At 56.8% G+C, this 14,088-nt stretch carries 10 protein-coding genes and 1 pseudogene; 3 read left to right on the top strand and 8 right to left on the bottom strand.

Annotation, left to right across the window (positions count from 1 at the left end; translation table 11 throughout):
* The first annotated feature begins 106 nt into the window (after positions 1-106).
* Together A2273_09860 and A2273_09855 are read left to right on the top strand one after the other, a co-directional pair.
* Positions 107-3,610, top strand: coding sequence for a DNA polymerase III subunit alpha (locus A2273_09860; protein OGF06083.1), 3,504 nt, complete (start codon positions 107-109; stop codon positions 3,608-3,610).
* A 254-nt stretch (positions 3,611-3,864) separates the two neighbouring features.
* Positions 3,865-4,614 carry a hypothetical protein gene (locus A2273_09855; GenBank protein OGF06082.1) on the top strand — a complete coding sequence of 250 codons (750 nt, stop codon included), beginning with the start codon at positions 3,865-3,867 and terminating at the stop codon, positions 4,612-4,614.
* A 97-nt stretch (positions 4,615-4,711) separates the two neighbouring features.
* On the opposite strand, the gene A2273_09850 is transcribed toward A2273_09855, so the two are convergent.
* From A2273_09850 to A2273_09835, 4 genes and pseudogenes are all read right to left on the bottom strand, one after another.
* The gene (locus tag A2273_09850) at positions 4,712-5,365 is read right to left on the bottom strand and encodes a hypothetical protein (GenBank protein OGF06081.1); all 654 of its coding nucleotides are present in this window, start codon (positions 5,363-5,365) and stop codon (positions 4,712-4,714) included.
* A gap of 54 nt (positions 5,366-5,419) precedes the next feature.
* Positions 5,420-5,766 (bottom strand): annotated as a pseudogene (locus tag A2273_09845) (hypothetical protein).
* Between the two features lie 97 nt (positions 5,767-5,863).
* Positions 5,864-6,862 carry a hypothetical protein gene (locus A2273_09840; GenBank protein OGF06080.1) on the bottom strand — a complete coding sequence of 333 codons (999 nt, stop codon included), beginning with the start codon at positions 6,860-6,862 and terminating at the stop codon, positions 5,864-5,866.
* Positions 6,844-7,464, bottom strand: coding sequence for a hypothetical protein (locus tag A2273_09835; protein ID OGF06079.1), 621 nt, complete (start codon positions 7,462-7,464; stop codon positions 6,844-6,846). Before A2273_09835 ends, A2273_09840 begins: the two co-directional genes overlap by 19 nt.
* Positions 7,465-7,601: 137 nt before the next feature.
* Here A2273_09835 and A2273_09830 point away from each other — a divergent pair, with 137 nt between their 5' ends.
* Positions 7,602-8,657 carry a 23S rRNA (adenine(2503)-C(2))-methyltransferase gene (locus tag A2273_09830; protein OGF06078.1) on the top strand — a complete coding sequence of 352 codons (1,056 nt, stop codon included), beginning with the start codon at positions 7,602-7,604 and terminating at the stop codon, positions 8,655-8,657.
* A gap of 53 nt (positions 8,658-8,710) precedes the next feature.
* Here the strand turns inward: A2273_09830 and A2273_09825 are convergent, their stop codons facing one another.
* The 4 genes from A2273_09825 to A2273_09810 are packed head-to-tail and all read right to left on the bottom strand — an operon-like array spanning position 8,711 to position 13,983.
* Positions 8,711-9,826, bottom strand: coding sequence for a hypothetical protein (locus A2273_09825; GenBank protein ID OGF06077.1), 1,116 nt, complete (start codon positions 9,824-9,826; stop codon positions 8,711-8,713).
* A gap of 52 nt (positions 9,827-9,878) precedes the next feature.
* On the bottom strand, positions 9,879-11,642 hold the full coding sequence (locus tag A2273_09820; GenBank protein ID OGF06076.1) for a phosphoenolpyruvate--protein phosphotransferase: 1,764 nt from the start codon (positions 11,640-11,642) through the stop codon (positions 9,879-9,881).
* A gap of 2 nt (positions 11,643-11,644) precedes the next feature.
* The gene (locus A2273_09815) at positions 11,645-11,911 is read right to left on the bottom strand and encodes a hypothetical protein (protein ID OGF06075.1); all 267 of its coding nucleotides are present in this window, start codon (positions 11,909-11,911) and stop codon (positions 11,645-11,647) included.
* Positions 11,911-13,983 carry a hypothetical protein gene (locus A2273_09810; protein OGF06074.1) on the bottom strand — a complete coding sequence of 691 codons (2,073 nt, stop codon included), beginning with the start codon at positions 13,981-13,983 and terminating at the stop codon, positions 11,911-11,913. The genes A2273_09815 and A2273_09810 overlap by 1 nt, the downstream gene beginning before the upstream one ends.
* Positions 13,984-14,088: the final 105 nt, after the last annotated feature.

Here is a 14,088-nt window from a genome sequence, read left to right as displayed (position 1 = left end):
TAACAGCCGGCGAATCTCAACCTGGCATAGCCTAAATTTCCGGCAATGTTTTCGCAGCCATTTTACTTTAACCATCCACCATCTGTAATCTAAAATCAAAATTGTCATGCCTCACTCCCGTTTTACCCATCTTCATCTTCATACCGAATACAGCGTCCTGGACGGCCTGATCCCGGTTAAAAAACTGGTGGAGAAGACGGCCGAGCATAAAATGACCTCGCTGGCCATCACCGATCATGGCAATATGTTCGGGGCCCTGGATTTTTACACCACCGCCCGCTCGGCCGGGATCAAGCCGATCATCGGCAGCGAGATGTACCTGGCCCCCGGCAGCCGGCTGGACCGCTCGGCCGACGCCGCCGGGGAGACCGCCTTCCATTTGATACTGCTGGCCCGCAACGAGACCGGCTACCGCAACCTGATGAAACTGTCCTCGGCCGGGTTCCTGGATGGATTCTATTACAAGCCCCGGATCGATAAGGAATTTCTGGCCCAGCACTCCGAGGGCCTGCTGGCCCTCTCCTCCTGCATTCAGGGCGAGATCGCCCAGGCCATTCTGAAAGGCAATCCCCTAAAAGCCCGGGAGGCCGCCTCCTTCTATCGTGAATTGTTCGGGCCGGATTTCTTTCTGGAGATCCAGAACCACGGCCTGCCCGAGGAACTTCAGGTCATCCCCGAGATCGCCGCCCTGTCCAGGGAGCTGGACATCCCGCTGGTGGCCACCAACGACGTCCACTATCTGGAAGCCAAAGATGCCAAGGCCCATGACGCTCTGCTGTGCATCCAGACCGGAAGGATCATCAGCGATCCCGGCCGGATGAAATTCTCCAACGACAACTTCTACTTCAAGTCACCGGCCGAGATGGCCAGGCTTTTCGAGGAATTCCCCCAATCCATTGATAACACCATGGCGGTAGCCGAGCGCTGCAACCTGCTGCTGTCCGATCTGGGCTCCGGCAAACTGAACATCCCCTCCTATGCCATCCCCCAGGAATTTGACAGCCAGCATGCCTACCTGAGATACCTGGCCGAGACCGGCCTCAATAAAAGATATCAGACGGTCACCTCCGGGATCAGGGAGCGGCTGAACAAGGAACTTGAGATCATCGAGAAGATGAACTTCCCCGGCTATTTCCTGGTGGTCAAGGATTTCATCGATTTCGCCCGGGCCAACCAGGTGCCGGTGGGTCCGGGCCGGGGCTCGGCGGTGGGCAGCCTGGTGCTTTACTGCCTGGGCATTACCGACGTGGAACCGCTGAGATTCAACCTGCTGTTCGAGCGGTTTTTGAATCCGGAGAGGGTCAGCATGCCGGACATCGACATCGATTTCGGCGACACCCAGCGCGGCAAGGTGATCGAATACGTCAACCGGAAGTACGGTTCTGACAGCGTGGCCCAGATCATCACCTTCGGCACCATGCAGGCCAAGGCCGCGGTGCGGGATGTGGCACGGGTCTACAGCTTGAGCTACAGCGAGGCCGACAAGATAGCCAAGCTGATCCCCTTCGGCAACACCATCGCCGAGGCCATCAAGCACGTTCCCGAACTGGACAAGCTGGTGAGATCCGACCCCCGCTTTCAGGAGGTGATCGAGATCGCCCAGGCGGTGGAGGGCCGGATCCGCAACGTCGGCACCCACGCCGCCGGGGTGGTGATCACTCCGGGGCGGCTGACCGATTATCTGCCCCTGTTCAAAAGCAGCAAGGGGGACGTCTCCACCCAGTACGAGATGGGCTGGCTGGAGAAATGCGGTCTGCTGAAGATGGATTTTCTGGGCCTGCGCAACCTGACGGTGATCGACGACACCGTCCGGATGCTCCGGGAACGGGGCGTCAATGTGGACATAGACTCCATCCCATACAACGATGAGCAGACTTTTGCCCTGCTGAAGAAAGGCAACACCACCGGGATATTCCAGCTGGAGTCGGCCGGAATGCGCGACCTGACAGTCAAACTGCAGACCTCCTCCCTGGACGACATTATCGCGGTGATCTCCCTGTACCGGCCTGGGCCGATGGATCTGATCCCCCAATTCCTGGCCCGCAAAAACGGCCAGGAGCGGATCGAGTACGAGCACCCCCTGCTGGAGCCCATCTGCAAGAACACCTACGGCATCCTGATCTACCAGGAACAGGTGATGCAGGCGGTGCAGGCCCTGGCCGGTTATTCGCTGGGCGCCGGATATCTGATGCTGAAATCCATCGGCAAAAAACGGTTGGAGGATCTGGAGAAACAGCGTCCGGCCTTCATCAAGGGATGCTACGAAATCAATAAGATCCCCAAGGATCGGGCCGAGAAGATATTCGACCTGCTGGCCAAATTCGCCGGATACGGCTTCAACAAATCGCATGCCGCCGGATATGCGGTGCTGGCCTACCAGACGGCTTATCTCAAGGCCCATTACCCCCTGGAATACATGTCGGCCGTGCTGACCAGCGTGATGGGCGACACCAACAAGACCATCTCCTTTCTGGCCAACTGCCGGGAGATGGGCATTGCCCTGCTTCCCCCGGATGTCAATACCAGCCAGCATCACTACCAGCCGGAGGGCCCGGCCATCCGCTTTGGCCTGGGGGCGGTGAAGAACGTGGGCCGCAACACCATCGATTCCATCATCGGGGCCCGCCGGGAGCTAAAAAGCTTCGATTCCCCGAAGCAGATGCTGGAGAACATAGACGCCCGGGTGGTCAACCGCAAGGTGCTGGAAAGTCTGATAAAATCCGGCTGCTTTGATGCCATTCAGCCCGACCGCGAGGGCCTGCTGGTCGACCTGGACCTCACCATGGAATCGGCCGCCCAGATCCGCCACGAGCGGGAGATGGGCCAGACCTCTTTCTTCGACTCCGCCGAACCGGCGACCGGCGCCGCCCGGGATCAGGCAAAAAAAGCCCCGGCCCAGGTGAGCCGCAAGCAGTTTCTGGCCTTCGAAAAGGAGGCCCTGGGGTTTTATCTGTCCGGGCATCCCCTGGAGAAATACGCCGCCGACATCAAATGTTTCGCCAGCCATAATTTGGACCAATTGACCGGCCTGGATGATTATCAGGCGGTGATCGTGGCCGGCCTGATCTCCTCGGTCAAATCCATCACCCAGAAGAACGGCAAACCGATGGCCTTCATCTCGCTGGAGGATCTTACCGGGTTCACCGAGGTGGTGGTGTTCTCCGACCTGTACGATGCCAAGCGCAGCCTGATAAACAGCGGCGGCGTGGTGCTGGTGGCCGGAACGGTTTCCACCAAGGAGGACGAGGCTCCCAAGATCGTAGCCTCGGACTTTTACGCCCTGCCGGAATGCCGCAAGGGCCTGGTGGAACAGCTGGAGATCATTCTGGATCAGGAAAAGATGGACGACGAATTCACCCGCCAGCTGACCGGGATCCTACAACGCTATCCCGGGGTCTGCTCGGTGACCTTTGTGGTCAAGAACGGCCAATCCCTGCCGGTGAGGATACGCTCCCAGAAACTGAAGGTGATGCCGGAACAGGAACTGCTGGCCGAACTGAACCAGTTCCTGGGCGGGCCCCTTTACCGCTTCTGCGGCAAGTGGCAGCCGGCCCCCCCCCGCAAGCAGAGCAGCTACCGGAAGAACGGCCAGGGTGGAAGGTATCAATAGGCTATGGACCCTTTTTACCACTGAGCGGTGCACAGAGCTAGTCGAAGTGGCACAGAGCGCACAGAATTTTTCTTTTGATCTTTCTCTATGACCCACCTCTACCCTAATAAGGGGAGAAACAGAGGGGGTGTCTTGGCCTAACAGAGAACAAAGGAGATATGGGTCTTTACTGTTAAAATTTTTAAGGCATTTATTTGTCTTGCAAAAGTTTCCTTAAATATATATAATTACCGAAATGCTATTTGGGAGATATTATGAAGAAGATTTTCATTATAACATTGACTCTGGCCCTGCTGGGCGGTGCGGCCCATGCCGTGCAATTCGGCGAGATGGTTGATTACCCCACTGCCGGAACCCTGGCCCGGGCCACCTACTCCATCAACCTGAAGATGCAGCCGGTGGGCGGCCTGTTGCTGGGTTTCAACTTCGGGCTGTTCGACCGTCTGAACTTCGGCTTCGCATACGGCGGGGACAATATCATCGGTTACGGCAATCCCGAATGGAATCCCCAGCCCGGGTTCATGGCCAAGTACCGGATCTTCGACGAGAGCTATTACGGGCCGGGCGTCGCCCTGGGCTTCAACAACCAGGGCAACGGACCCTTCGCCAACAACCGGTACCTGACAAAATCCCCCGGATTTTACGCCGTGGCCAGCAAGAATTACCGTTTTATGGGCACCCTGGCCTTTCACGGCGGGGCCAACTACAGCATCGAGGACCGCACCAATCCCGACAATACTCTGAACTTCTTCGGCGGGCTGGAGAAGTCACTTAACCCGGAACTGTGGCTGGCCGCCGAGTATGATATGGCCCTGAACGACAACCTGGAGGACCAGCAGTACGGCGAGGGCTACGGCTATCTGAACCTGGGCCTGCGCTGGCTGTTCAACCAGAAGCTGATGATGGAATTCGACCTCAGGAATATCCTGCGCAACGGCCCGGAGGGCCAGGAATCGGCCCGGGTGGGCCGGACGGTGAAGATCTCTTATTACGACGCCTTTTAATCTGACCTCTCCCCCGCCATTAGCAAGCAGTCCATAGCGGAGAGGAATAATAAAAAGCCCCGCATTTTGCGGGGCTTTTTATATTTTATTTTGAGGATCACTTCTCCAGGGCGCTTTGCAGCAGCCTCTGCTCGTAGAGCATATCCCTCCAGCAGTCACCGTCCTGTTTGAACGGCCACCAAAGGATATTTCTTTCCCCCCATTTGATATCGAAGTCCAGGTCCAGGATATCGCGGCTTTTTTTATTGGCCAGCACCCTGAGCAGAACCTCCACCATGCCCTGAGCGTCAAGGTGGCCATAATAGCACAGGCCGTAATCCATGGATTTCTCCGCCTCCTTCTCCGGCAGATCACGATCCAGCTTCAGACTCAGCGCCTGGCTCAGGTCGGCGGTGTAATTGATGAAATTGTTGACTTTGAAGGCCGCCACCAGCATCCGGGAAGGGATATCTAGGTCCTCCGGCTTGACATCCTTTCCCCGGAAAAACGCCTCCGCACCATCCTGCTGAAAAGGGCTTTGGGGTGCATGGGCCGCCAAGCTGGATATTTTGGCCTGGTAGGATATTCGCCAAAACGGCAGGAGAATATCCGGTGGACCTTGGGACTTAATTATAATCTGATCCAGCTTGATGGCCGATTCCCCGGTGAATTCGGCGGCATGGCCGCAGTATTGGCAGGCCGCCAGCACGGTGTTCCCGGTTATTTTCAGCTTGGCCCCGCAGTGGGGGCATTTTAATGGAGTGAGTTTCATGTTTTTAACCCATCCCCTTTCCCCCTTCCCTCGAGGGAAGGGGTTGGGGTTAGGTTATATCTCCAATATTTTACCCAAAACTCTTTCAATATCTTTTAAAATCTCTTCGTTAGTAAAGCGTAATATTTTTTTTTGTGAGTTTTAATTATGCGGTCTCTTTCGGCATCATAAGCTTTCTGTTTCTCATGCACACCTCCATCAATTTCTACCACCAATTTCAGTTTATCACAGTAAAAATCCGCAATGAAACCATCAACGACCTGTTGTCTTCTGAAATGCAGTCCATTTAGTTTATTGCCCTTTACAGCTTTCCAAAAACATGCTTCAGCAGATGTCATTTCCAGACGCATTTTTTTAGCAATCGCCAGCTTTATTTGAGTATAGTGTTGATTGCGAATCATAGTCTTTTAACCCATCCCCTTTTCCCCTTCCCTCGAGAGCCTGCCCTGAGCTTTACTTTAGATATTGACTGCGAAGGGGAAGGGGTTGGGGGTTAGGTTACACCTTCCAGATGAAACGGGCGGCCTTCTCGGCCAGTCGATCCAGTATCAGGCGGTTCAGCATGGTGCCGCCGGCCAGGAATCCCAACAGGAAGAACGGCGCCACAAAGGACAGCCAGCCCTGCATAAAGACCTGGTGCGGGGATAATATCATCCCCAGGGCCAAGGCTATTGCCAGGGTGGCGATCAGGGGTTTGGTGGGGGGGGCGATTTTAGCCTGGCGGTATTGCTTGACATATATCTGCGTTCCGTTTACGCCGTCAACCAGGCATTTGAACCGGCCTTTCTTGGTAAACCCCAGCACCCGCCACACCGGGTAATAGATCAGCCTCCGGTTCTGCTTTAGCAGGGAGATCCGGCTGGTCAACCCCTGATAGCTCCCGTAGGGATACAACATCTGGCCTTTGAAATATTTTGTGGATTCCGCTATCATCTCCGGCTCGGCTGCCGCGTCCGGTTCCAGCACCAGGCCCAGCCTGGACAATTCGGCATCGTCCTCCGGCATCAGTTCCATTTCGGGCGCAATGTCCTTGATATCGCAGCCCCCCAGCTCGTTCCATTTGATGCCCAGCATCCGGTAATCCTTCTTGATCCACAAGCTCTTTTTCACCACCTCGCCGCCGCTCTTCTGCTTGATCTCCTTTTCATAAAGGGTGTTGCCCTCGGCATCGGAGATGGGGATCTTCAGGATTCTCTCCACTATCGGCCGCTGTCCGCCGATAAAACCAAAAGCCTCGGCATCAATATGCCAGACGGGAATGAACATCAGCTGGGCGGCAATGGGCTCAAAGGAAAGCTCGGCGGCCTGCCCGGCCAGGGATATGGCCCCATTGCGCTTGATCCCGGGCTCCACATAGTAGCGGTAGAAGCCCATTTGCGAGCCCAGGGCCACCGAAGCCTGGCAGGAGCGGCATTGGGCCAGGATGCTGCCGGATTCTGCCACCAGGCCGGAGCCGCACACCGGGCAAAGCAAGGCGGTTACTTTCGCCATCCCCATCCCTCCCACAGCAGGCTGATGCCGATCTCCAATATGGCGAAGCTCAGGCCCAGCACTATGGTCTTGGCTATCACCGGCTTGATCAGCATGCCTTCGAGCAAAAATATTACGCCGGCTATAGCCAGGCTTCCCCACTGAAATGATATTTTGGCCTTCTTGTCGGGCTGGTATCCCGCCAGGCTTCCAGTGGAAGCTTCTATTGCCGCGCTTCTTCGCTCTCCGCCGTAGCTGAAGCTGGCAACATGAAAGGGGACGTATATAATGACGCCTCCCGGCCCCGGCTTTTCATCCGGAACCTCTGGCAGAACGAAACCGGCGGTTTTTTCACTATCGAATCGGACATATTCGCCCGGCGGGATTTTTACCCTGGTGATGTGCGGGTCAGCGGGTTTTTCCGCCAGCTCATAGCTGTGTCCGGCAAACTGGCCATCCTTTCTCCGCTCCTTCCTCAGCCAGGGGACCCACAGACTTTGGCTGATCTCCAGGCCTGATGCCGTTCCCTGATAGTTCTCCCACAGCCAGGCTGATAGTATCCGGTGGCATTCGGAGCGCATCAGGACCGGGCGAAGCATCCAGCGGTTCTCAACTTCCCGGGGCTCCATATACAGCCGCGAACCGCAAAAAGGGCAGTTGCCCAGGCGGCGTTTTGGCGAGAGGCTGATTTCGGCACCGCATTGCGGGCACTGATACCGGCCGTTATGTCCTTGACTTTTGCCCATAGCTCCATTATCATTGAACAATGAAAAATATTTCAAACCCCTCCCTTAAGGGATTAGATCTCGAAGAGATGCAGAAAACTCTGGCCCCGCTGGGGGCCAGGGCTTTCCATGCCCGGCAGATCATGGCCTGGTTCTATCAGCGAGGCGTCTCGGAGTTTTCCCGGATGACCGACCTCTCCAAGGAGCTGCGCACCGGTCTGGAGAAGACTTTCCGGCCCGATGAACTGCGGTTAAGTACCCAGCGCCGGTCCCGGGACGGCAGCCGGAAGATCCTGCTGGAGACCGCCGACAGCCAGCTGATCGAGAGCGTGCTGATCCCCAGCAAGGAGCGCCTCACCGCCTGCCTTTCCACCCAGCTGGGCTGCAGGCTGAACTGCGGCTTCTGCGCCACCGGGTCCCTGGGCTTGGTCCGCAACCTGACCGCCGGGGAGATTGTCGACCAGCTGTTCCACCTGCAGGGCATGATGGGATGGCAGAATCGCATCACCAACATCGTATTCATGGGCATGGGCGAGCCGATGCTCAATTACGATGCTACGCTCTCGGCCGCCCGGCTGATAAATTCGCACCAGGGGTTCAACATCGGCGCCCGGCATATCACCATCTCCACCTCGGGAATAGTGCCCGGCATCTTACGGCTGATGGAAGAACCGGAGCAATTCAAGCTGGCCATATCCCTTAGCGCCACCAGTGATGCCGTTCGAGATAAGATCATGCCGGTAAATAAAAAATATCCTTTAAAAGAGCTGCTGACCGCCGCTCGGGATTTCAGCAACCGGAAAGGCAAGCTGGTGTTCTTTGAATATATCCTGCTGGCCGGGATAAACGACAGTTTGGGCGATGCCGACCGACTGTCGAAGTTATTAAAGAACATCCCGGCCAAGGTCAATCTGATACCTTATAATCCGGGGGGCAGAGAAGGTGTCTTCAGGCCCTCATCGCCCCAGGTCCAGCAGGCCTTCTTTGAAAGGCTGCACCAGTTGGGGGTGGCGGTGACCGTCAGGATCAGCAAAGGCCAGGACATCAGCGCCGCCTGCGGGCAGTTGAGGGCCGCGGCAATATCAAAACAAACCTGAAGAGACGCTGCCACCACCAGGACCCAGCCCTTGCGGGCTGGGTCTTTAATATTTTATTTGTAGAATTTGGCGATGGCGTCCACCACCTGGTCCTGCTGTTCCCTGGTGATCTCAGGGTATATCGGCAGGGAGAACACCTGACTGGCGGCCTCTTCGGCCACCGGAAAGCCCCCCTTCTGGTGACCCAAAAATGCAAAGGCCGGCTGCATATGCAGCGGGATGGGATAATGCACCGCGGTCGGCACCCCGTTCTGCCCCAGGAACTCCACCATGGCATCCCGCTTGGCGGTCCTCAGGGTGTACTGGTGATAGATGGCTTCATTGCTTGGGCGCACCTGGGGAATTTTGATGTCGCCGATCCCGGCAAAGCGCTGATTGTAATATCCGGCCTTCTCCTGTCGGGCCCGATTCCATCTTTCCAGATGCTTCAACTTGACCGACAGCACCGCGGCCTGCAGGGCATCCAGCCGGGAGTTGACCCCCAGCTTGAGGTGGTGGTATTTCTTGTCCTGCCCGTGCTGGCGCAGCATCTTGACCATCTTCATCATCTCCTCATCATTGGTCAGCACCATACCGCCATCGCCGTAGGCCCCCAGGTTCTTGCTGGGGAAAAAGCTTAAACCCGCAATGTGGCCGATGCTGCCGGTCTGCTGGCCCTGGTATTTGGCCCCCAGGCTCTGGGCGCAGTCCTCGATCACCGCCAGTTTATGCTTTTTGGCTATCTCCATGATCGCGGTCATGTCGGCCGCCTGCCCGTATAGGTGGACCGGGATGATGGCCTTGGTCCTGGGGCTGATGGCTTTCTCCAGCTTGGCCGGATCGATGTTAAGGGTGTCGGGGCAGATGTCCACGAACACCGGCTTGGCCGGTATCCAGCAGATCACCTCGGCGGTGGCGATGAAGGTGAACGGGGTGGTGATCACCTCATCCCCCTCCTTGACCCCGGCGGCCTTAAGGGCCAGATACAGGGCGTCGGTCCCAGAATTCACCCCGATGCCGTATTTCACTCCCACGAACCCGGCTACCGATTTTTCAAACTCCTCCACGGTCTTGCCCAGGATGAATCCGCCGGTGGAGACCACCTTGGCGATGGCCTCATCAATCTCCGGCTTGATGGTCTGGTATTGGGCGGCCAGATCCAGCAATTGCAGTTTCTTCTTCTCGTCCATTTTTCCTTCTTTGATTATATTTTGGTTTTATGGTTGTCCGTTCCATTTTCCATCATGATCTTTCCAGGGCACAGCTCAGGGCCAGGTCCGGAAAGATGTTCAGTACAAACTCCGAAAGTACGGTCCTGGCCTGCAACGCGCTTTTTGCTTCCATGGCCCTCCCGGCCACCTTTTGGCAATCCTCCAACCTGAGTTTGAGGATCATCCGTTTGACCTCGGGGACCGAGACCGCGTTCATGCTGAACTCATCCAGACCCAATCCCAATAACAGCGGCACCGCCAGGGGATCGGCGCACATCTCCCCGCACAGGCCCACCCAGATGCCTGAGCGGTGCCCGGATTCTATCACCTGCTTGATCAGTTTAAGCACCGCCGGATTGAAGGGATCGTACAATTTAGCCACCTTCTCGTTGACCCGGTCCACCGCCAGGGTGTATTGGGTAAGATCGTTGGAGCCGATGCTGAAGAAATCCACCTCTGGGGCCAGGATGTCGCTGGTCAGGGCTGCTGCCGGGGTCTCTATCATCACTCCCAGCTGGCAGTTGCGGTCATAGGCGATCTTCTTTTCGTCCAGCTCCAGTCGGATGGAATCCAGAATGACCTTGGTCTGGGTTACCTCCTCCAGGCAGCAGATCATGGGGAGCATGATCCTGACCGAGCCGAAGGCCGAGGCCCTCAGGATGGCCCTGAGCTGGGCCCGGAAGATCTCCGGACGGTCCAGGCAGAACCTGATGGCCCGCCACCCCAGGAAGGGATTGGCCTCGGGCGAGAAGCCGTGGCCGTTGATCTTGTCCCCGCCCAGATCAAAAGTGCGGATTATCACCGGATCCGGGGCGATTTTCTCGGCTACCTGTTTGTAGATAGCGAACTGCTGCTCCTCATCGGGCAGCTGGGAGGATGTCAGGAAAAGGTATTCCGTCCTGAAAAGCCCGATGCCCTTGGCCCCGTGTGATTTTACCGAGGGGATCTCTTCCGGCAATTCTATATTGGCAGACAATTCTATCCGGCGCCCGTCCAGGGTCACCGGCTTGCTTTTCCGCAGCCTCTTCAGGTCGGAGATATGCTTCTGGTATTCCTTCTGCTCCTGTTGGTAAGATTCCAGGGTCTGGGGCAGCGGGTCCAGTATGACCACCCCCCTGGTGCCGTCCACGATGACCATGGCGCCGGGCAGGGGCTGCTGCAGAGCGTCCTTGATGCCCACCACCGCCGGGATCTCCAGGGAGCGGGCCACAATGGCGGTATGCGATGTCTTGCCTCCCACCTCGGTGATGAAGCCGGCTATATTCCGGGCCGACATCAAAGCAGTATCGGCCGCCGACAGGTCGTGGGACACCACCACCGAATTCCGGGAAAGCTTATGCAGAACCGATGGATTCCCGGATTGGATGTGTTTTATCACCCGCCAGGAGATATCCCGGATATCGGCCACCCGCTCTTTGAGATACTGATTGGAGGACGACTCGATGGTCTCGGCCACCTGGCTGATCGTCTCCTGGAAGGCCGAGGCGGCATCCTGTTTCTTTTCCCTGATCCTGTCGGCGGTGGCTTGGATCACCGTCACGTCCTCCAGCATCATCAGCTGGGCGGTCCACAGCTCGGCCTCATCCCTCCCCAGCCGGCCGGCGATCATATCCCGAAGCTCGGCGATCTCCAGCCGGGCGTTGCTAAGGGCGTTGTGAAATCTGGCGATCTCCTTGTTGGCATTATCCACCATCCGCCGCTTGAGCACCGGCAGGTTTTTGCGATAGATGAAAGCCTGGCCGATGCCGAAACCCGGGGAGACGGGGATCCCGTATAATCTGGTCTCATTGGCCATGATCAATCCTCATAGAATTTATCAGCTACCAGCTTGGCCAGGGCCTCCAGGGCTTCCTGCTCGTCCGGACCGTCGGCTTTGATGATCAGGCTGCTGCCGGGTTCGGCGGCCAGCATCATCACCCCCATGATGCTCTTTCCGTTGACCTCCAGATCATCCTTGCGGACCCAGATCTTGGACTGGAACTTACTGGATGTCTTGACGAACAGGGCGGCCGGCCTGGCATGCATGCCCAGGCGGTTGACGATGAGCGCTTTTATCTCCTGCATCAAACCCCTTTGTATCCTACTTCAAAGTTCAGGTTGTATCCTTCCCCGGGTTCCAATCTTAATTTGGCATGCCATAAAAAGCAAGAGCACTGGTAATTCCTTTCCAGGCCGGATTCCGACTGGGACACCGTCTCCACCGGGAACCGCCACAGGTCGGCCGGCCGGCTCAGGGAGAGAACTATCTCCATTTTACGATGCTGGTCGTGGACCGTCAGCCGGCTGATCGCATTGTCGGATGCCGGCTGATCCAGCCTTTCGGTGATCAGCGGGTCCGGCGAGCTGCAATGCCTCCCAGGCCCGGATGACAGCAAGCCGAAATTGAACTCCACCCCCGGCCAAATATCAAGGCCCGCCTTTCCGTTGTTGGTCCACCGATAGTGAACCCCAAACGATCCGTCCGCACCTAGAGATATGGTTTTTGATATTTGAAGATCGCCCGATATTTTTGCCAGCTCTACTTTTATCAGCTCGCCCTCCTGGGATGTTCCGGCCTCCCACTTAGAGCCCAGTGTCTGGTCGGTCTCTTTATGGGCGCAGGCAATGAATTCCTCCAGGGTGGTTCCTTCGACGAACAGATGGTCCACCGATCCCACCCGGCGGAATCTGTCGTAATGGAGAAGTTTCTCCAGGCCCTGCTCCTTGGCGGTCAGCGTCTCATGGATGCTCTTCCCCTGCCCCTGGTCCCCGTGGCCGATGTCGGCTATCTGGCGGTGATAATTCTCCGGCCGGCGGGCCAGGGTGTCAAAAAGGTTTATTTCCTTTTCTTTAAGGTCCCATTCGAATATCGTCCCCCCCTGTTCCGGGGAGAGGTAGAGGTTCATTTTGTCGTTGGACAAAAGGATCTCCTGATGCCCGTCCCCGTCGAAATCTTTCCTTTCAACCGTGGGATATTCCGGCGGCCGTTCCTTGTTCGCCAAATTCTCCGCCCGGATCAGGTGCCGGTACAGGGCTTCCCGCAAGTGGGGCAGGTAAAGCCCGCCGAAGATCCCGTGCCAGTAAGCGCAGTTGCACTGTCCCCGGTACAGCTCCCGCTTGATATCATCCCCGGAGCCTGCGGCTTTGCCGCTGATGTGAAGCATCTTGCGGTAGATATTGTTGGATTCGGGATATTTCACCAGATAGTTGCGCCAGATCCCCCCGCGGACGAACGGGCTGTAGCGCTGGTAGCTGCCATCATTCTTCAGACGGTCCGCCAACTCCCGATAGATCACTTCGGATTCCGGCTCCAGTACCCACTGGCCCATCTCGGCGTAGGATCCGGTGGGCAGATATATCCGTCCCAAAGGGGATGTTTCCTTGAGCGCTTCCGAGAAGGTGCTTAGCTCGATCCAGTCCAGGTTCTGGGACAGTTTTTCCAGGAAGCGTTCCAGCCAGCCCTTGGTATAGACATGGTCATAGGTTCCGGGCCAGATGCCGAATTTTTCCCCGTCGTCGGCCAGGATGGCCAGGGCCTTATTATTGGCATCATACAGCTCCCGGAGATAAGCCATGACCTCGTCCACGTCATGGAATGGTATCAGGTACCTGAGTTTCTGGCTGATGGGAAAAACCGACAGCGTTTGGCCCTGGTCGTCGGTCAGGTAATAACCGCCCAGGTCCTTCTCCTGTTTTCCGGCGCACTTGAAGTGGTAGTCGTCCAGCACCGTGTATTTGATGCCGGCCCCGGCCAGGGTCGATGCCAGGCAGGGCTCCCACACCCGTTCGGCCACCCAGGCCCCGGCCGGAGTTTCACCGAACCTATCCTTCAGATATCCGGACATCATCTCCAACTGGCCACGGCGGTCGTCCTCCGGAATGGCCGGCAGCACCGGTTCATAAAAGCCCCCGCCCATCAGCTCCACCTGCCCGGATTTGACCAAGACCTTGACCTTGTCCAAATATTCCGGGTGATTGGCCTCCAGCCATTCCCACAGGCATCCGCTGTTGTGGATGGTGAAGCGGAACCAGGGGTATCGGGCGGCCATCTCCAGGAACGGCAGATAGGCCTTTTGATACGCCTCCTGGAAGACGAAATCAAAATTGCCCACCGGCTGGTGGTTGTGAACCCCGAATATAAATTTAAGTTTGGGCATAATTGATTTATTATTTTTTACCCCATCCCTCTCCCTTCACTTCGACTGGTCCAGCAAAAGGTCAAGAGAAGGGTTGGGGTTGAGTTGAGTTGATTTAACTTTCAG

It is taken from the genome of Candidatus Edwardsbacteria bacterium RifOxyA12_full_54_48 (assembly GCA_001777915.1).
Lineage (GTDB): Bacteria > Edwardsbacteria > AC1 > AC1 > EtOH8 > UBA2226.
This window is presented reverse-complemented; position numbering and strand designations above follow the sequence as displayed.

Bases quoted from the DNA above. Each gene is read 5' to 3' on its own strand.
- A2273_09860 (OGF06083.1), top strand. From the start codon at position 107: ATGCCTCACTCCCGTTTTACCCATCTTCATCTTCATACCGAATACAGC.
- A2273_09855 (OGF06082.1), top strand. From the start codon at position 3,865: ATGAAGAAGATTTTCATTATAACATTGACTCTGGCCCTGCTGGGCGGT.
- A2273_09850 (OGF06081.1), bottom strand. From the start codon at position 5,365: ATGAAACTCACTCCATTAAAATGCCCCCACTGCGGGGCCAAGCTGAAA.
- A2273_09840 (OGF06080.1), bottom strand. From the start codon at position 6,862: ATGGGGATGGCGAAAGTAACCGCCTTGCTTTGCCCGGTGTGCGGCTCC.
- A2273_09835 (OGF06079.1), bottom strand. From the start codon at position 7,464: ATGGAGCCCCGGGAAGTTGAGAACCGCTGGATGCTTCGCCCGGTCCTG.
- A2273_09830 (OGF06078.1), top strand. From the start codon at position 7,602: ATGAAAAATATTTCAAACCCCTCCCTTAAGGGATTAGATCTCGAAGAG.
- A2273_09825 (OGF06077.1), bottom strand. From the start codon at position 9,826: ATGGACGAGAAGAAGAAACTGCAATTGCTGGATCTGGCCGCCCAATAC.
- A2273_09820 (OGF06076.1), bottom strand. From the start codon at position 11,642: ATGGCCAATGAGACCAGATTATACGGGATCCCCGTCTCCCCGGGTTTC.
- A2273_09815 (OGF06075.1), bottom strand. From the start codon at position 11,911: ATGCAGGAGATAAAAGCGCTCATCGTCAACCGCCTGGGCATGCATGCC.
- A2273_09810 (OGF06074.1), bottom strand. From the start codon at position 13,983: ATGCCCAAACTTAAATTTATATTCGGGGTTCACAACCACCAGCCGGTG.